Here is an 18,486-nt window from a genome sequence, read left to right on the forward strand (position 1 = left end):
CACCACTGCACTTAATCAACCCACACAGCGCTATAAGAAATGATATGAGAAGTCATCCTTGAACCGAAGGACTCAAAAATTTCTGCTTTAATCCTCACAGAAGCAATCAGCATGGGAGCGGAGGGAGTCTTGGATAACCTCAAAGTCATCGTTATTGGCGCTGGAATGGGTGGCTTGACCGCAGGCATCGCCTTGAAGCAGGCCGGGTATCAGGTGGAGGTCTACGATCGCGTGCGGGAACTGCGTCCTGCCGGGGCCGGGATTTCCCTCTGGTCAAATGGCGTAAAGGTATTGAATCGGTTGGGATTGGGGCAGGCGATCGCCAACATCGGCGGGCAAATGAACCGCATGGCCTACTATGACATGCACGGCGAACTGCTCACGGGCTTTAGCTTACAACCGCTCATTGATACCGTTGGGCAACGCCCTTACCCCGTTGCCCGTACCGATCTACAGGGAATGCTGCTGAATGCCTTTGGAGCCGATGACGTACGGCTTAACTTCCGATGTGTAGGGGTGGAGCAGGATGAGAATTCTGTCACGGCTATCTTTGAAGATGGTTCCACCGCGACAGGAGATGTATTGGTGGCGGCAGATGGGACTCACTCCTTCCTGCGGAGTTATGTTCTGGGGGAAACCCTGGAACGGCAGTATGCGGGCTATGTGAATTGGAACGGTTTGGTTTCCATCAGCGAGGATTTGGCTCCAGCAGATAGCTGGGTGCTGTATGTAGGTGAACATAAGCGAGCCTCCCTTATGCCCGTGGGTAGCGACCAGTTCTACTTTTTCCTGGATGTGCCGTTACCCAAAGGCACCGTTAGCAGTCCCGACACGTATCAAGAGGAATTATTTAGCTTCTTCAAAGGCTGGGCGGCTCCGGTACAAACTCTCATTCAGCGTCTTGATCCAACCAAAACAAACCGCATCGAAATTCACGATGTCCCCCCCCTGCAAACCCTTGTCAAAGGACGCGTTGCACTTCTGGGCGATGCAGGCCACAGCACAACTCCAGATCTGGGACAGGGCGGCTGTCAAGCATTGGAAGATGCATTAGTCCTAACCACCTATTTGCAAACCACCAACTTAAGTGTAGAAGATGCGTTACAACGCTATGAAGCTGCGCGGAAAGATCGGGTCGCAGATATTGTGACTCGTGCTCGGAAACGATCGGATGTTACCCACGGAAAAGATGCAGCTAAAACTCAAGAATGGTATGAGGAATTAAAAACCGAAGACGGTAGCAACATTATGGGAGCTATTTCTCGAACAATTTTAGCAGGACCCTTGGGTTAGCTATAGGTGTAGGAGTGAATAAAATTCACTCCTACACGCACCAGTATTTATAGAAAAATACACATTTTTTCGGACGGATATGCAACAAATTCGCTACACTATTGCCGATATTAATCAAATGAATGAGGATACGTTTGTTAGTACCTTTGGTGAATTATTTGAGCAAACACCAGCGATCGCCCACACCGTTTACCATCATCATCCTTTCACATCTTTAGAAGCTCTGTATGATGCTATCAGCCATACAGTTAAAAGCCTTGAGCCAGAAGCCCAACTAGCTTTCATCCGCGCTCATCCTGACTTAGGTAGCAAAGCAAAGATGGCGGATGCATCAGTTCAGGAACAGCAAGGTGCTGGGCTTAATCAACTAACCCCCAAAGAGTTTGAGCGGTTCACTCGCTTAAATCAAACCTATAAATCAACCTTCGGGTTCCCCTTTATCATTGCTGTGCGCAACCACACCAAAGACTCTATTCTTGAAGCATTTGAGCAGCGCTTGCAAAACTCAGCGGAGCAGGAACGCGATCGCGCCCTGCAGGAAATCATCCAGATTGCGAAATTTCGATTGAGCGATCGTGTAGAAGTTTAACCTTCTCAAACAAAATCTGGTGTTGCTAAATGCAGGGGTGAGGTGTGGAACTACGCCACACCTCACCCCTGCATTTAGCAATGTCGTCTTTTTTAGACCTCAAAGCCAATTTCCTGAAGGCTTTGGCGAATGCGCTCTGCTTCTTGAGGATTGGTGGCTTCGTGAAGCTTTACCGCCTGCCGAAACGACTCTAAACTCTCCCGGACACGCCCTAATTTAAGCAGGGCCACTCCCAAATTTTGATGAACTTCGGCGTGATCGGGTTCTAGTTCAATCGCCCGGTGATAGTGGGCGATCGCCTCCTTCGGCTTCCCTAAAGCCCGTAGTGTAGTACCCAGATTAAAATGGCCCAGGGCAAAGTCAGGCGCGCTTTCCACACAGCGCTGATAACACTGACGCGCCTGATCCAGTTGCCCGGCTTGCTTAAAGAGGCCGCCTACATTGGTATAGGCACCCAATTTGAGGCGATCGCCAATCGGCTGCTTCAAGGCAACCCGGTAATGGGAAAGGGCCAATTCAGGATTTTGCTGCCGGGTCAGGGCAATGCCCAGGTGATAGTGCAGCTCGTAGGACAGCATTGGATTGGGCGATGCCTGCTTCTCCTGGATTTGCAATCCCTGCTTCAGCAGTTGAATTCCCTTATCGATGTCCCCCTCCTGCACATACAGGGCTCCCAATTTACTACAGCCATACACATCATCGGGATGCTCGGCTAGATAACCTTCCATCGCAGTACGAGCACGGGCGGCTTTGTCCTGTTGGGCGATCGCTCCCGGCTCATAACCCACGTGGCGCAAGGCTACTCCCGGCAAATCTACCACTTTCCATTCGGGCTCCTGTCGCATTAACGCGAATACACTGTCATCAATCAGCGCATGGTAGGGACGATTGAAGCGGACCTCAGGATGGCGGCGAAACAAGCGGGAAACCAGGGAATACGGCGATTGTGTCGCGCCCACTTCGTGACGCAGGAGGTTCACCACCAAAACGTTTTCCACCTGAATGGCTTGCTGAATCAAGGGAATCGCTTCCTCGACCAGAGTTTCGTCGGCATCCAGCACCAGCACCCAGTCCTGCGTTACATGGCGTAGGGCTTCGTTACGGGCATCGGAAAAACTACCATTCCAGGGAAAGTGGGCCACCGTTGCGCCAAGGGATTGGGCGATCGCCACTGTCTCATCAGTCGAGCCCGTATCGAGGATGATCTGCTCATCGACGAGCGATCGCACGCTCTCCAGGCATTGGGGCAGATTCTCCGCCTCATTCCGCACGATCATGCAAAGACTAAGGCCCATAACGCTCCTCAGATGTTATCAATCCAACACAGTGTTCAGATTAACCTTTGAGAGGAGGTGGGGAAAAGTGGGTAGGGGCGCGAGAGGGAAACAGGAACCGGAAAGCTCAAGGCTGTTTTAATTGGGTTTCGTGCATCTCGCCACAAAACACAATTAAAACGGCAAATTCCAGCTCACTTTAGTACGCTCTAAATTTTTCCTGAGCAGTTGTGGGCTGATGTAAGTTCATATCATCTAGAGCATCGAAGTTGTATTTGGTGGCTAAGCCCACCAAATACAACTGGGATACGTAACGCCTTTTGTCAGCCTTCATGTAGAGGTTGCCGTTCAGGAGTTTATCAAACCCCGCGCCTTGTCCAGAGTGCCTTTGTGATCCTGCCACCAGTCTTTTAGGGCTTCGACATACTCGGCTCCAGCCGCTTTGTAGAGATCCGATTCAGGGGTGTTGTACTCAGCGCTGTCAATCAAAACACGGGCCAGGCGGGCCACATCTTCTGGCTCTTTTGAAGCTTCAAACGTATCAGCTAGAGTATCCAGATGTTCTAGCTTTGCTGTTAAATGCTCACGTGCATCCATGGTATTTACCTCGTTCGCCATTTCAATAGTGAGCTCATGGCAGAGTTAGTGTCATTCTCCTAGAGAGAGGTTTAGGCGACCGCAGAATTTAATAATATTCAGTACAAATGCACTAATATAGATTGTCGACTGACGTCAGAAATACCCGGATCAATCTCGAAATATGCCGCAGTAAATAGAAGACCAAGGGGAACTCTAGATGTAACCTAATGGTCAAGGAAAAAAACACACCGCACGGCACGGGTAAAGCCTACGCTTCAGGTTTTATGGCACTCAAACATCTATCAGAAATTTTTGATTCATTTAGACATAGCCCTGCCCAGAACCCTGAGATGGAAACGTCTAGCCACTCCACTCAAAGCTCCAGGCTCCCTACATCCAGGCGTCCTTCCCGAGGTAGGAAACCGAAGGCTAACGGCGACACATTGCGTTTCATTTCTCTGGTCGTTGCCACGTATCTCGGCGTAGGGGCATTTATTGTGGCATCCCCCTTTGGGAGCGCCCAATCCGTGCGCCAACAAGCAACGATTTCTCCCAGAGACGGCTCAAGCGTAGTTGATCTGCGATCGGCCCCGGCAGGAGCGGGGCGTGTGTTTGGCCAGGGGCGATCGGGCGATAGTGGCGAAATTGTGGATGAACATCAAGGGGATGACGGCTACACCTGGTATTTCATCCGTTTTCCAAACATGACACGAGGAGCGTGGGTACGGTCTGACACCGTCTCCCTGGGTAATGCAGGGGCCGCCTCAACGCCTCCATCATCCGGCGTTGCAGTTCCCCAAGCTTCAAGAGACCCCCTTCCCAACCAACCGGGCACAACAGCGCCCTCGGGTGGCTTAAGCGCTCATTTGGAACCCAGTTCCAATCAATATGCCACCACAGGGTCGATCGCCCAGCCAAGTTCCCAGACTCAACCTCGGCGGCGATTGGGTTTTCGGCGCCCCTCCCTCACAACCACTCCTGTAAATCCTGTGCAACCGCCTCGTAACGAGACTGCCCCCTTCAATCAGGAGGTAGTCGATTATTTCTTAGAAATAGCTTTGGGCAATGAATGGGGTAGTAGCAATAACACCATCCGCCGATGGACTCAGAATTTGCGGATTCAAATTGTGGGGTCGCCAACCGAGACGGACATGGCCACGCTCCAGGCTGTTGTGTCCGAATTAAATCAGCTCACCAACGGCCAGGTTAGTCTGCAATTCGTGCAGGACAATCCCAACGTCCAGCTTTACTTTGTTCCTCAATCTGAATTCAGCCGCTATGAGCCCAACTATGTTCCACAGAACCTAGGGTTCTTCTGGAGCCGCTGGAATGACAGGGGCATTTACAACTCCCGCATTCTGATTTCTACAACGGGCGTGTCTCAAACTGAGCGATCGCACCTCATCCGTGAGGAGTTAACGCAATCCATGGGGCTGATGCGTGACTCCTATCGCTACGACGACAGCATCTTTCAACAGCGCTGGACACAAACTACTCGATACTCCGACATCGATCGCGCCATCATCCAACTGCTCTATCGCCCTGATATTCGACCAGGCATGACACGGGCACAGGTTCTGACGCAATTAGGCCTTTAAGGCCCAGTGATTCTCCACGTTAATCTTGACCCTGAGAGGTGGCGGCTTCGCTCGCCACCGTACTGAGAACCAGGAAGGTTATTTTTTGAAAAGCCGCGCGGAGCGCGGCTTTTCAAAAAATAACCTGTCCTAGCCAGAGCGCGTAAGGCTATACATGGCGGCAATTAGCCTGGCTTTTGTCCAGGCTTTCATGATTCCTCATTTGTCGATAGGCTAGGGAAATTCTCTGGAGGCGATCGCCCATGACCCCCCTTAAGCTGTTGTTCATTCGCCACGCTCAATCGGTCGGCAACGTCGAAAAGCGGATGCAGGGCAATGCTGACTTTCCCCTCACCGAAGAAGGACGTCGGCAAGCCGCAAAGCTGGCCCAGCGCCTACGGGAAGAGGGATGGCGGCCCACCCACATTTACAGCAGCCCAATTAAACGTACGGTTCAGACCACCGAAATCCTGTTGTCCCATTTCCTGGCCGATTTTCTCCCCACTAGCTTGCGGGATGAAACCGGGGTCAACGAGCTCAATCCTATGGAGCCAGAGATTACCGCAGCGGCTCTGGGCGGGTCGGGCGACCTGTCTCCCATTCCCGTTAGCTATGCAGATGCCCTGGTAGAGCATAAGAACGGCCAGTTTGAGGGGCTAACCTGGGCCGAAGCGCAAGAAAAATTCCCACAATTATGTCTGCAACTGGAAACATCGCTGGATTGGATTCCGGTTCCAGGAGCGGAGACCTTAATGGATGCACGCGATCGCACCCAACAATTCATTAGCGACCTGGTCGAACGGCACCAGAACGGTGACCACGTTCTAATCGTGACCCACAGTTGGATTTTGCAACATTTGCTGGCTACACTGTTGGGGTGCGATCGCACCTGGCGCATTGCCTCCAGGAATACCGGAATGTTTGAATTTTGGATTGAGCGATCGCGCTGGTTCCGCCCCGACCCCCAGACCCGGCTTAACACCGACCTGTGGCAAGTCCGCCGCTTTAACGATCACCATCATCTGCTGTAGTGGCCCTCCCCCTGGAGCTCAGCAGTTTCTGAATGGTTGGTGTGGCGAGATACGCTGCATCTCGCCACACCAACCATTCACCGAAGTAAAACGCATTCGATGCAATGATGAAGTACTCTGAACAAGGTGTTGTAAAATTTCAAGCAATATTGATGTTGCTGTGTTTCCCCACGAAATTTTTTCAGGGTCGTATGAGCGGTTGGGGTTTTCTACCATAAGAGCATCCAGCCATGATTCAATCTATCGACGAGATTGCGCTTCAGGCGCGCCAAGGCAGTATTTCTGCCATTATCCAAATCCTTAACGAGAAGCTGGCAGATTCCGGCGTACGCACTCGGGCCATGCTCGACGGTGGAGTTTTGCAATTGCTATGCGAAGCGGCCACCCCCGACCAACTGGAACAAACCACGCTGGTCGAGCGGATCCGCTACCTACTTGAGGGAATTAGCCCCCAGAAGATTCGGCGTGTCAATATTAATAGCCGCATTGTGCGTGAGCAACAATTGCTCTGGCTCGATGAAATTCAGCGTGACCCACACAGTCAGTTGCTGTGGTCCCAAGAAATCTGTCTGAAGCGCCCCAACCCCCTCAAGCGCTGGCAGGAAAACCGTAAGCTGAATCGGGACATTGTGATGATGGCCCCCATTCCTAAAAGCGAAAGCCGGGCAAAAAGTGCGTCGCGCCATTTCTGGCGTGGAATTCTTGTAGGCGGCAGCAGCTTGGGATTACTCATCCTTTTGGTTGGTTGGGCGGTCTCCGATTGGCTAGGCTATCGGCCAGGCCAGTTTCTGCAAGCAGCCAACGAAGCCCCTACGGCTCCCGAACCGGCGGCAAGCCCGACGGTAAGCCCTGTAGCGAGCCCTGTAGCAAGTCCTGTAGCTACAACCACGGTCAGCCCTGACCCCTTTGTGGAAGCGGTGCGTCTGGCGGAGCAAACGGTCAGTGCAGGACAAACGGCCAAGTCATCTGCTGAGTGGTTAGAACTCGCAAGCCGTTGGCAAAAGGCGGCTGATTTGATGTCTCAGGTACCTGCCACAGACAGCCGCTACGCAACGGCCCAGAACCGAACTCAGCTTTATAGCCAAAATAGCGAAGCCGCCCAAAAACGGGCCGCTGCTTTGCGCGGGAGCCCTTGAACAGGACTAAAACTGTATGGCAAGAATCAACCTATGTTTGGGTGTGCTAAGTACTCCAGGTCACCAAACATAGGCCAATTTAAGCTATTGAGTACCAGGGTTTCAGCAGCTCAAGTTTGCTGACGTTTAGAGAAGGGAAATGCCTCGCACTTCCTTCCTCTAATTTTCAAGTGTGAAGAGATGCTCGCCAAGCGGGCATCTCCTCACACTTGAAGGGCTAAATATAGGATGGAAGGCTAGCGATCGCCCCATCGTTCTCCTCGTAGGGAGGCGAACTCCGAGGTGCCTGGCAGACTACCCGTCAGAGTGCCAATGGCACTTAAGGTCGCCGATGCGACCAGCAGTAAAATGCCAAGGGCAATAGAAGAATGGGGTGTTGGAGTAGTAAGGGTAACCGCTGCCACAGAGGCATCCTGAACCGACGGCGAAGCAAAAGAGTGGGATGGTTCCACCCCTCCAGCCCCGCCGAGCAGTCCAACCATGCCATAAAATACCAAAAACCAGGCAAAGCCAACTACAAATCGTCGCATACCGGGCCCGAAACGCTAGGGTGAGCTATTAACCGTAACGGTCGCTCATCCAATTTTCAGGATGAATCCTGGCAGGCCTACAGCTTTTTTACATACTTAACGTCAGTTCGGGATAAGCCGAACCGCCCATTATTGCGTGCGCGACGCGCACGCAATAATGGGCTTTTTCGAGTGCCGCGCGAAGCGCGGCACTCGAAAAAGCCCTTAACCCGAACTAAGGTTACTTACAAAATTTTCTGATGGGTGAGGTACGAGAGATAGATGTGGGAATTCGTTCCCCATCCATCTCTTGCCCAAACCGGGAGACATCATGCTGGCTATTTATAAGACTCTCAATGCCCGACAATAGCAATATCGTCAAAACTGCACATTTATTCTCTGGTATCCAACTCTCGAATCTCATGAACATACGGATTGGCAACGGGTATGATATCCATCGTCTGGTGAGCGATCGCCCTCTCATCCTCGGCGGCATCTCCATCCCCCACGAAATGGGGCTTTTGGGCCACAGCGATGCCGATGTACTGACCCACGCCATTATGGATGCCATGCTGGGTGCCCTCTGTCTGGGCGATATTGGCCACCTTTTTCCCCCAGGCGAACCCGAATGGGCCGGGGCCGATAGCCTGAAGCTTCTTGCCCAGGTCAATACCCTGATTCAAGAGAAAGGCTGGCAAATCGGCAACCTGGATGCAGTCGTCGTTGCCGAACGGCCTAAGCTCAAGCCGCATTTGGTGGCTATGCGCGATCGCCTCTCCCATGTCCTGAACATTGCCCCTGACCAAGTCAGCGTCAAAGCTACCACCAATGAAAAACTCGGCCCTACAGGTCGAGAAGAAGGCATTGCGGCCTATGCAGTCGCCCTATTGGTTGCTCAAAGTTAGCCAGATCCAAAACCCAAAGCCCTTCTAATTACCTTGCCTGAGAATCACAAATAAAACACCCTGTAATTCTTGCCTTAAGAGTGGCAGCTCTGCCGCCACTCTTAAGTAACCTCACTTCGGGATAAGCTGAAGTGCTCATTTTGGTGTGCGCGAAGCACATACCAAAATGGGCGTTTTCGAGTACCGTGCAACACGCGGCACTCGAAAACGCGCTTTCACAGCAATTCTCATTTTGAAATCAGGCCCGACAACCGCGCGCAAAGGCGCGCGGTTGTCGGGCATCAAAGCCAAGAGTTCACGCCCTACAGGCGTGAACTCTTGGCTTTGATGCCCATACTGAGAATTGTTGGCCCTTTCACCCCATCCACATGTCTAGAACATAGCCCTACTCTCAATACTCAATAAAAGGTATTGAGTACACGCTCCTTAACGGACGGAAAAAGAGGACTCTGGTTCTGATAAACGGGGGTATCACATATCAGCCTTTGATGACGAAGACTAGACAGAAACCCAAAGACATAGCAGGATGTACGGAGTACCTTTGTTTTACTAAGGCTTACTCGTAGATTCAACTAGCCAACTAGAGTTAAACAAGGGTTTCATGTTCGTAGGTTTATTTGATGTCTACCTATCCTGAACTTCCCCAACTGCTCAAGCGGCGGCTATTTTATCAAGGGCGCAAATTTAGCTTTGAAGTCAATCGTCTACGTCTACCCAATAAGGCCGAAGGCGAAATGGAGTGTATCCGGCACCCAGGTGGTGCTGTCGCCGTACCCTTGACTGAAGACGGCAAGCTAATTCTTGTCAGACAATATCGTTTTGCCACAGGGCGACGGCTTCTGGAATTTCCGGCAGGCACTCTAGAGACAGGCGAAGATGCCTTAGAAACGGCGCGACGCGAAATTCAGGAGGAAACGGGCTACAAGGCACACCGATGGGATCGTCTGGGCCAATTTTATGTGGCACCGGGCTATTCCGACGAAATTATCTATTCTTATTTAGCCCGAGGGCTGGAACTGCTAGAAAATCCCCCCAGTCAGGATGAAGACGAAGATCTGGAAATTGTTTTCATGGGTGTTTCTGAGCTGGAGGAAGCCATCCTTAACGGCGAAGCGGTGGATGCGAAGTCGATTGCATCGTTGGTGCTGCTCAAGCCTTTTTTGGATAAGGAGGAGTGAAGGCTGTCCTCGTACCCTCTGCCTTTCTCTGACTTCGCCTGCCTTCTGCCTCCTAGTCCCCTTAAGTTAACCCTCAGTTGGGATAAGCTGAGAGCCCATTTTGGTGTGCGCATTACAGACGCCAAAATGGGCGTTTTTGAGTGCTGCGCGTTGTACGCCACTCGAAAACGCCCTTCATCCGAAGTCAGGTTAAGCTATATCAGCAGCTAGATTTCAGGTTTCATGGCGGAGCGAATTCTATTTTGGCATCGGCGAGATTTGCGGATCTCCGACAATGTAGGTTTGGCCCAGGCACGGGAGCGATCGCCCCACGTCGTCGGAGTTTTCTGCCTGGATCCCGTCATTCTCCAACGGGATGATGTTGCCCCAGCCCGGGTGACGTACATGATAGGTTGCCTGGAGGAATTGCAGCAGCACTACGCTCAGGCAGGAAGCCAATTGCTGATTCTACATGATGACCCAACGCGTGGCATCCCTCGATTAGCGACGGCCCTGGGAGTATCTGCCGTTTTCTTCAACCGCGATGTCGAAATCTATGGGCGGAAGCGCGATCGTACGGTCGCTGCCAATTTGAAGGAAGCTGGAATTGAGTACCAGGCTTTTTGGGATCAACTCCTGCATCACCCTAAAGAAATTGCAACGGGCGGCGGTTCCCCTTACACGGTTTACAGCCCCTTTTGGAGAAACTGGAGTGGCCGGAGCAAGGCGAATCCCTACCCTGCCCTGAGGGCTGCCAAGGGGTTAGATGAAGCCGAGTTAGAAACAGCCAAGCAAGTAGGAGTTCAGGCATTGCCGACTGCGGCCTCCCTGGGCTATGGGTGGGACACACCGTTGATCCTGCCTCCCGGCGAAACAGCCGCCCGGGAGCGGCTAGAGTCTTTTTGCGATAGGGCGATCGCCTCCTACGAGGAACAACGCAACTTCCCGGCCGTTGAGGGGACGTCAACCCTGAGCGCGGCCTTGAAGTTTGGGGCGATCGGGGTCCGCACCGTATGGGCTGCCACTGTAGAAGCTGAGCAGCAAAGTCGCAGCGATGAAGCACGAGCCGGCATTCGCACCTGGCAGCAAGAACTGGCCTGGCGCGAGTTCTATCAGCATGCGCTATATAACTTCCCGGCTCTGGCTGATGGCCCCTACCGGGAACCCTTCCGGCATTTTCCCTGGGAGGACAATGAAGAGCACTTCCAGGCCTGGTGTGAGGGCCGTACTGGCTACCCGATTGTGGATGCAGCGATGCGTCAAATGAATGAAATTGGCTGGATGCACAACCGCTGCCGCATGATTGTCGCTAGCTTCCTCACAAAAGATTTGATCATTAACTGGCAGCGTGGCGAGAAATACTTCATGCAGCGACTCATGGATGGTGACCAATCTGCCAATAATGGCGGCTGGCAATGGAGCGCTTCTAGCGGCATGGATCCCAAACCCCTGCGCATTTTTAACCCTGCCAGTCAGTCCCAAAAATTTGACCCTGACGCCGAATACATCCGTCAATGGGTACCCGAAATTCGCCATCTCGACACCGAGTTACTGGTAACTGGGAAGATTTCGCAGCGCGATCGCCATGCTTGCGGCTATCCTGACCCAATCGTGGATCACAAAATTCAGCAGGCCCTCTTTAAAGAGCGGTACAACCAGCAAAAAGCAGGACTTTAGGAGATTTCCAGTAATGAAATTACCCCCAGAATGTTGGTGCTTTGCCCGCTTCGCGGGCAAAGCACCAACATTCTGGGTAAATTCTTATGCAGAAACCTCCTTAACGGTAGGTAAGAGGTTCTTCTACGCACAATTTGCACGAATAGAACCTCACCATTCTTGTTGAGGTTCTATTCGTGCTCAAGAAGTTTAGGGGCGGCGCGTTCCCAAGCAGGTTCTTCAATACCAGGGCGTACTTTAAAGCAACCTTTAAAGCAAGGCCCAGCTAACAGAAATGCAACCGGGGACGGACGACGCCAACAGCGTAAGTTTTTAGCATTATCAGTAGGGTATTGTTATCAACACTCCTTCCTGAAGAGGTTTATTGTGCAACGGATTGCGTCAGCACCATCAACCTCTTCAGGCTTCACACATTCACTCAGGTTGCAGACGTATGTCACGACCGAGACACCACAGCACCCTCCTATTCCGCGATCGCCAGGACGCAGGAATTAAACTCGCCCAAAAACTTCAGGCTTACACTCATCAACCTGGCGCACTCGTTCTTGGCCTCCCCCGGGGTGGGATTCCCGTTGCCTACGAAGTCGCCAAAGCCCTTCGGCTCCCCCTGGATGTCTATGTGGTACGAAAACTAGGGGTACCCGGTCAAGAAGAATTGGCTATGGGGGCGATCGCTCTCGGCGGCATCACCTACTTTAACGAAGCGCTCGTTGAGCAACTGGAAATTAGCCAAGACGCGATCGCCCAGGTTATTGCTCAGGAGCGGCAGGAACTGCAACGGCGCGAACAGGTTTATCGAGGCAACCGCCCACCCCTTGAGCTGCGCGATCGCACCATTCTTCTGGTTGATGATGGGCTGGCCACTGGAGCGACCATGCGGGCTGCAATCCGTTCCCTGAGACTACAAATGCCCCATCAGATAGTCATGGCCGTTCCTGTTGCCGACCCAGGTACCTGCGCCTCCTTTCAGGGTGAAGCCGATCAGGTTTGCTGTGCCGAAACGCCTCAACCGTTCCGGGCCGTTGGGCTCTGGTACGAAAATTTTGGCCAAACCACAGACCAGGAAGTGTGTAACCTGCTCCATCAAGCAGGCCTCTAGAGCTCACTGGGAAGGTTGATTTTTTGTACCAAAGGGCACGAAAAATCAACCTTTTCAACGTTCTTTAGGCAGGGATATCAATAGCAAGCACAGGGTTAAGCACTTAACTCTCCCTTTGCTATACAAAAACTACTTATAAGCTCCAAAACCTTACAAGCTTTTTTAAATGTGTTGGAACTTACCTCAACTAAAATGATTCAGAATATCCAGATAGATAATCCACATACCTGATTGATTCACGCAAAATACGTGCTCAGTACCATGACTCAGTCATCTCGTTCCCTGGCTATCCCCGTTCATCCACGCATTTCACGTTGGCTTACAATTAGCGCACTGTCTGCCACTGGTTTGCTGATGGGCTGGGTACCCAATCTCTCCCTGACCCCCAACGTTGCCATTATGGGGCAAAGCGCTCAGGCTCAAGCAGCCATTAGCGATGCCGACATCCGCAACTACGCCCGCTCCGTTCTAACCATTGAGTCGCGACGGCAAGAAGCACTACAGAACCTACGCAACGCTTCACCCAACCAGCAAGTTCCGAACATTCGATGCAATGATCGAAACAGCCTTAATGGGTTACCCCGCCAGGCTCGGACAATTGCTGTTGAGTATTGCACCGTATCTCAGCAGGTGGTGGAACAAAATAGCCTGACGATTCAGAGATTTAACCAGATCACGGCTGCCCAACAGGGCGATCGCAACCTGGCCCAGCGTATTCAGCAAGAACTCATCCGCCTTCAACAAAACCGTTAATACTAAACGTCAGAAATCAACCCATATTTGAAGGTGGGGGGTGCGAAGCATCCCCCACCTTCAAATATGGGCATGCTTCGCACATCCAAAACGATCGTTTTCGATCTACTGAACGTCAGTTTGGGATAAGCCGAACCGCCCATTATTGCGTGCGCGACGCGCACGCAATAATGGGCTTTTTCGAGTGCCGCGCGAAGCGCGGCACTCGAAAAAGCCCTTAACCCGAACTGAGGTTACTGAGATTAACTTTGTTGACAATTTGAGAATGGTATCGAGCATGAATATAGCGAGTTTCATGCTCGATAGCGCTACGTATTCAGGAAAAAGAAGTTTGTTTTTGAGCAGCCTCGCTCCACACAACTCTTCAAAAATAAACCCTAACCAGGCGGCGTAAGACCATCAATTTTCAAACAGTTCTTAGAGAGCAGTGAATAGCCCAATAGGCAAGACATGTCGTTCATCCCTTTACCCAAGCACCGCAGAAAGCTCATCCACCGGGCGAAGCAAGCCGCGACATACAGCTCGTAAGATGCGATCGATCGCCTGCCGTTCTTCTTCCGCCAAATCTTCTTCAAAAATTGCGGCCATCAAGCCATAACGGTCGGCGATGGTAATAACTCCTGTAGCACTGGTTTGGGCAAACAATTCCGCTAAGGCACCAGGAATGAGTTGCAGAGGAGGGAGCATAAGATGTTTCACCATAGTGCTGAAGGAATCGGCCAAGTCAAGCGACATTTTTAGGATGTTCTCACTATCGGCTGTCTGGCCGTTATCTTCGGTGATTGATCCCCATTTATCCAGTGATTCCCCTCCGGTTTTCCAGTGACACAAATCGTAACTTTCGGTGACTTGAGGCCGCTTCCATAGTGATCTAGATCACGGCGATCGCTCAATCACAGCCAGAGCGGACTTAACAGGACGCTGAACCCATTGCCCCTCTGCATTCACCCGCCCATAAAACGTATTGCCCTGGAAAAACAGCGACGCCGAACTGCCACCATCCAAATTAAGAGCTTCCACTGCCCCCTGAGACGCTAGAAACTGTGCCATCTCAGGCAACGTAATCCCTGAACTTTGCGGTGCTTCAGGACGCTGAGCCGCCATGACCAGCAGCAAGTCGCCCTCGGCGGTGATGCCCACTGCACTGCGGGCATTGGGGCGATCGCTCCCAATGGCATCCCGTACCACCCGACCGTTCACCACCTCCCGGAATCCTTCCGTCTCCAGATCCAGGGAAGGCAACAGCCGAGGTCCAGCTCCAATCGCATCTTGTTGCTGGCAACCGGGTGGCACTGGATCCTGATGGCGGGCGATACTGTAGCGCACCTCTCCACCACACAGCGATCGCCGCAGCTCAGAGCGATTCAGAATACGATCCAGATAGGCCGTTAAATCTGGATTTCCCATCAGCCGCGAGTTTTGACGTGGATCAGCCACTAGAGCACCATTCACCGTAATGGCTGATGTGGTGAGCTGATTGGCTGGATCAAAAAAGCCAGCATTAATCAGGGCGATCGCCGCTCCATCTCCGCCCCCATTCCCGGCAAACTGTGGCAACAGGCTGAGCCGCTCTGTCACTCGGGGCACCACCTGCCAACGCCCGCCAACGGGTACACGAACAAGATGAATTACCGATCGTGCTGTCTCGTAGCGATGATATTCAGGTTGTCGATCTTGAACGGGAAGGGCGATCGCTTGTTGGGTATGGGTGCCGAGCTCGGTAGGAGAGCGCTGTGCCAACCAGGTCGTGCAAGCCGTTAATAAGGAGACGGCACTTGCCAGGGTGGCGATCGCAAGTCCACCTTTAATTAGCCGATAGGAATGTCTCATAAATCATCTCGTCCTCTTCTTCAAATAGTCGCCCAAACTAACAAGCCCCTGACTCCACAATTCAATTAAGCATAGGACCCCCAAGGCTGTACCGCTCACGGAGTGAGCAGCACAGAATTGGAGGTCCTATGCTTAATCATAACCACCTACCCAAGAGGGATGGATGTAGAGATTTTTCTCGCATCCGTTTGCCCTCACCAAATCAGAAAATACTGTCATTTTATTCATCAATAATTCACTTTTACAGCGCTTTGCGATTGAATCAGCCACGGTTGTTTTTGTGAGAGCCGCGTTCCGTGCGGCTCTCACAAAAACAACCAGATTTTAAGCGCTTGAAAAGCGCTGTAAATTGGGCTCTGAGCTGCAATATTACGCTTAGTGCAGGTTACAATTTCATGCTGTTCGGCAATATGGCGTTGGATCTTAATCAATTTGCCGATTCCAGCAACTTTAGCGATAGTTTGTCTGAGGCTTGGAACGCAGTACCGTCACATGTCACGGTCCATCCCTAGGTTTTCAGATTTGCTTCTAATTCATTAGACCTCCTGCGTGAATCGTTGCGCGGCGCAGCCGCGCAACGATTCACGCAGGAGGTCTATTACTCACGGTTCAACGGCAAAAGAGGGTGTAGAGCCGAGTTCCACACCCCCTTTTGCCACAATATAGCCTTGGCCCTGTTAGCTAACCTGAGTTCGGGTTAAGGGCCTTTTCGAGTGCCGCGCAACGCGCGGCACTCGAAAAGGCTCATTTTGGCGTGCACATAGTGCACACCAAAATGAGCACTTCAGCTTATCCCGAACTGATGTCCTAACTAACAGGACGGTAGCAATAACGTACCAACATTTGGCAGACGTGTTGAGAATTAAAAAGCAACCACCTGTAATAGGTGGTTGCTGAAAACCTTATAGGCTAATGGGCAAATAGCTTTGCAGTCTTAAAACTGCTCAGAACGGTACCCACCGCCACCTGACTGACGGTTGTTACCCCAACCGCCGCCGCCACCGCCGCCGCCGGAGCGCCGCTCTTCCCGAGGCCGAGCTTTGTTGACCCGCAGATCGCGGCCCATCCACTCAGCGCCATCTAATGCTTCGATTGCAGCATCTTCCTCTGCATCCGTAGACATTTCTACAAAGCCGAAACCCCGCTTACGACCAGTTTCCCGGTCGACTGGGAGTTGTACCCGCTTTACCGTACCATATTCAGCAAAGACGGCTTCAACGTCTTCCTGAGTCGCGGTGTAGGATAGGTTTCCAACGTAAATTGGCATTAATCAATTGTCTCCGAACTTGACTTGACGAAGAGAGAATTGACAGATTCGGAGGCCATGCCTGCTGAAATTGCACAAACTTGTCTCTCGATCGTAACTACTCTCACCGCAGATTTTAACACGTAATTTTCGAATGAAAAGGGGCTGAAGCTCGATTAGACCCTTTAGACTGAAATTACCCAAAGCCAGAACCCCGCAGCTTTTCACTGGCTATTATCAGAAATTATGTTTCAGGAAACACGCCAGCGACTTGCCCTCTGGTACACGATGGTAACGGCCGTTTTGCTACTGCTATTTGCCAGTGGCTTCTATATCTATGTTCGTAGTACCCTGATTGAACGTATTGACGATACCTTGAGCCACGTGGCCGAGGTGGTGCAGCGATCGCTCGTGATTGAACCCCTCGACACGATGCCTGACCACCCCCTCCAACTAAACCTGGAGGCCAGCTTCCGCAATAACGCTGATAGCGTCGAAGACGACCACATTGACCTGGAATGGTTCAGCGCCACCGGAGAGTTGCTCTGGTCAACTCTGTCAGACCCGATCGCCGTTCCCCTTCACCCCAACCTCAACGGCGAAACCGTTCACCTATCCGACAATCAACTCCTGCGTCAAGTGACAGAACCGATCCGGGCCGGTGGGCAGCTCCTGGGCTATTTGCGGGTCAGCCACCCCTGGTTTGAGGTGACGAAACCAACGCGTCAACTGGTTCGGGATTTGGCTCTGGGAATGGTGCTGGTGATCGGAGCAGTTGCAACCGTGGGTTGGTTTTTGTCGGGGTTGGCGATCGCCCCCATTCGCGACTCCTATCAGCGTCTCAAGCAATTCACCGCTGATGCCTCCCACGAGTTGCGCAATCCAATTGCCGTCATCCAAACCAACGTTCAAGTTGCCCTGTCAGAGCCCGAGCCAGATGTTCAGTTCCAACAAAATCAACTTCGGGTGATTGAACGGCTAACCCGACGATTGGGGCGGCTCGTTGACGATTTGTTGTTTCTGGCGCGTCAAGATAGCAACGGCCTCGCGCGTCAAGATACGGTCGATCTAGATGAGCTGGTACAGGAAGTCGTCGAGGAGCAGCAAGCGATCGCCGCCGAAAAATCTATTTCGCTCAATCTTCAGATTCAACCGCCGCTTCGGGAAGATGGAAATTATTGGGTTATGGGCGATCGCGACCAACTCATGCGCCTTCTGGTCAACCTGATCAGTAATGGCATTCAGTACACGTCAGCCCAGGGAAGCATAACCCTGACGTTGCAACAAACTCGCTCCACGCCACCCCATTTTCAAATCCGCGTCAGTGACACCGGCGTTGGCATTGCCGAAGACGCCCTGCCATATATTTTCGATCGGTTTTATCGGGTCGATCCGGCCCGTCGTCATGCAGGAGGTGGAGGTGCTGGCCTTGGGTTGGCCATTGCTCGGGCGATCGTCGAAAATCACCACGGCCAGATCGATGTGGAGAGCGAACCGGGTTCTGGCACCAGCTTTATCGTCAGCTTACCGGGGCAGAGAGCAGAGGCGGCACTGCTGGCAAAGCCCGTGGCAACGCCAGTGAAACCTATCTAATAAGCTCTAGGCGATCAGATTGGGTTAAGTGCTAATGAAAAAATGGTGTGGTGCAAAGCACCACACCATTTTTTCATTAGCTGATATCAACAGAAAGAGTAGGGTTAGCCTTAGTCTAGCTTCTTATACCGTTTTAATATGAAGCTGCGCCAAATAGGGCTTCGAGAATGAAATCGTAGGACGTCAATGACGCAACCCTTTCAGGGGAAATCTTGTCGAGTTCCGAGGTCAGGAGTTT

At 52.1% G+C, this 18,486-nt stretch carries 17 protein-coding genes; 11 read left to right on the plus strand and 6 right to left on the minus strand.

Going from position 1 to position 18,486, the window contains the following annotated elements; all coding sequences use genetic code 11:
* Nucleotides 1–129 precede the first annotated feature (129 nt).
* Together hpxO and uraD are read left to right on the plus strand one after the other, a co-directional pair.
* Entirely contained in the window at nucleotides 130–1,293 is a 1,164-nt protein-coding gene (gene hpxO, locus H6F91_RS24540) for an FAD-dependent urate hydroxylase HpxO (protein WP_190772181.1), read from the plus strand.
* A gap of 79 nt (nucleotides 1,294–1,372) precedes the next feature.
* Nucleotides 1,373–1,882, plus strand: a complete 510-nt coding sequence (gene uraD / locus H6F91_RS24545) for a 2-oxo-4-hydroxy-4-carboxy-5-ureidoimidazoline decarboxylase (protein WP_242035957.1) — start codon at nucleotides 1,373–1,375, stop codon at nucleotides 1,880–1,882.
* A gap of 92 nt (nucleotides 1,883–1,974) precedes the next feature.
* Here the strand turns inward: uraD and H6F91_RS24550 are convergent, their stop codons facing one another.
* Nucleotides 1,975–3,177, minus strand: coding sequence for a tetratricopeptide repeat protein (locus H6F91_RS24550; RefSeq protein WP_199308026.1), 1,203 nt, complete (start codon nucleotides 3,175–3,177; stop codon nucleotides 1,975–1,977).
* Nucleotides 3,178–3,504: 327 nt separating this feature from the next.
* Complete coding sequence (locus H6F91_RS24555) at nucleotides 3,505–3,753, minus strand: hypothetical protein (protein ID WP_190772180.1); 249 nt, start codon at nucleotides 3,751–3,753, stop codon at nucleotides 3,505–3,507.
* Nucleotides 3,754–3,962: 209 nt separating this feature from the next.
* On the opposite strand from H6F91_RS24555, the gene H6F91_RS24560 reads away from it, so the two are divergent.
* The 3 genes from H6F91_RS24560 to H6F91_RS24570 all read left to right on the plus strand — a co-directional run bounded on the left by H6F91_RS24560 (nucleotide 3,963) and on the right by H6F91_RS24570 (nucleotide 7,479).
* A complete protein-coding gene (locus tag H6F91_RS24560) occupies nucleotides 3,963–5,333 on the plus strand; it encodes a DUF2927 domain-containing protein (protein WP_206754971.1) in 1,371 nt (456 codons plus the stop codon).
* 242 nt (nucleotides 5,334–5,575) lie between these two features.
* Nucleotides 5,576–6,343 carry a histidine phosphatase family protein gene (locus tag H6F91_RS24565; RefSeq protein WP_190772178.1) on the plus strand — a complete coding sequence of 256 codons (768 nt, stop codon included), beginning with the start codon at nucleotides 5,576–5,578 and terminating at the stop codon, nucleotides 6,341–6,343.
* A gap of 230 nt (nucleotides 6,344–6,573) precedes the next feature.
* Nucleotides 6,574–7,479 (plus strand): hypothetical protein, encoded by a 906-nt coding sequence (locus H6F91_RS24570; protein WP_190772177.1) that lies wholly within the window; start codon nucleotides 6,574–6,576, stop codon nucleotides 7,477–7,479.
* 236 nt (nucleotides 7,480–7,715) lie between these two features.
* Here H6F91_RS24570 and H6F91_RS24575 read toward each other — a convergent pair whose 3' ends face one another.
* Nucleotides 7,716–8,009 (minus strand): hypothetical protein, encoded by a 294-nt coding sequence (locus H6F91_RS24575; RefSeq protein ID WP_190772176.1) that lies wholly within the window; start codon nucleotides 8,007–8,009, stop codon nucleotides 7,716–7,718.
* Nucleotides 8,010–8,410: 401 nt separating this feature from the next.
* Here H6F91_RS24575 and ispF point away from each other — a divergent pair, with 401 nt between their 5' ends.
* From ispF to H6F91_RS24605, 5 genes are all read left to right on the plus strand, one after another.
* The gene (gene ispF, locus H6F91_RS24580; protein ID WP_190772552.1) at nucleotides 8,411–8,893 is read left to right on the plus strand and encodes a 2-C-methyl-D-erythritol 2,4-cyclodiphosphate synthase; all 483 of its coding nucleotides are present in this window, start codon (nucleotides 8,411–8,413) and stop codon (nucleotides 8,891–8,893) included.
* Nucleotides 8,894–9,513: 620 nt separating this feature from the next.
* Nucleotides 9,514–10,071: an NUDIX hydrolase gene (locus H6F91_RS24585; RefSeq protein ID WP_190772551.1), complete on the plus strand. Its 558-nt coding sequence runs from the start codon at nucleotides 9,514–9,516 to the stop codon at nucleotides 10,069–10,071.
* 222 nt (nucleotides 10,072–10,293) lie between these two features.
* Complete coding sequence (locus H6F91_RS24590; RefSeq protein ID WP_190772550.1) at nucleotides 10,294–11,727, plus strand: FAD-binding domain-containing protein; 1,434 nt, start codon at nucleotides 10,294–10,296, stop codon at nucleotides 11,725–11,727.
* A 433-nt stretch (nucleotides 11,728–12,160) separates the two neighbouring features.
* Nucleotides 12,161–12,826: a phosphoribosyltransferase gene (locus tag H6F91_RS24600; protein WP_190772548.1), complete on the plus strand. Its 666-nt coding sequence runs from the start codon at nucleotides 12,161–12,163 to the stop codon at nucleotides 12,824–12,826.
* Between the two features lie 261 nt (nucleotides 12,827–13,087).
* A complete protein-coding gene (locus H6F91_RS24605) occupies nucleotides 13,088–13,579 on the plus strand; it encodes a DUF4168 domain-containing protein (protein ID WP_190772547.1) in 492 nt (163 codons plus the stop codon).
* 465 nt (nucleotides 13,580–14,044) lie between these two features.
* Here H6F91_RS24605 and H6F91_RS24610 read toward each other — a convergent pair whose 3' ends face one another.
* The 3 genes from H6F91_RS24610 to H6F91_RS24620 form a co-directional block, all read right to left on the minus strand.
* Complete coding sequence (locus H6F91_RS24610; protein ID WP_190772584.1) at nucleotides 14,045–14,266, minus strand: hypothetical protein; 222 nt, start codon at nucleotides 14,264–14,266, stop codon at nucleotides 14,045–14,047.
* A gap of 189 nt (nucleotides 14,267–14,455) precedes the next feature.
* Entirely contained in the window at nucleotides 14,456–15,409 is a 954-nt protein-coding gene (locus tag H6F91_RS24615) for a phosphodiester glycosidase family protein (RefSeq protein ID WP_190772546.1), read from the minus strand.
* A gap of 934 nt (nucleotides 15,410–16,343) precedes the next feature.
* Nucleotides 16,344–16,676, minus strand: a complete 333-nt coding sequence (locus H6F91_RS24620; RefSeq protein ID WP_190772545.1) for an RNA-binding protein — start codon at nucleotides 16,674–16,676, stop codon at nucleotides 16,344–16,346.
* 225 nt (nucleotides 16,677–16,901) lie between these two features.
* Here H6F91_RS24620 and H6F91_RS24625 point away from each other — a divergent pair, with 225 nt between their 5' ends.
* Entirely contained in the window at nucleotides 16,902–18,248 is a 1,347-nt protein-coding gene (locus tag H6F91_RS24625) for an ATP-binding protein (RefSeq protein ID WP_190772544.1), read from the plus strand.
* Nucleotides 18,249–18,486: the final 238 nt, after the last annotated feature.

This window comes from Leptolyngbya sp. FACHB-8 (assembly GCF_014695575.1).
GTDB lineage: Bacteria > Cyanobacteriota > Cyanobacteriia > Elainellales > Elainellaceae > Vacuolonema.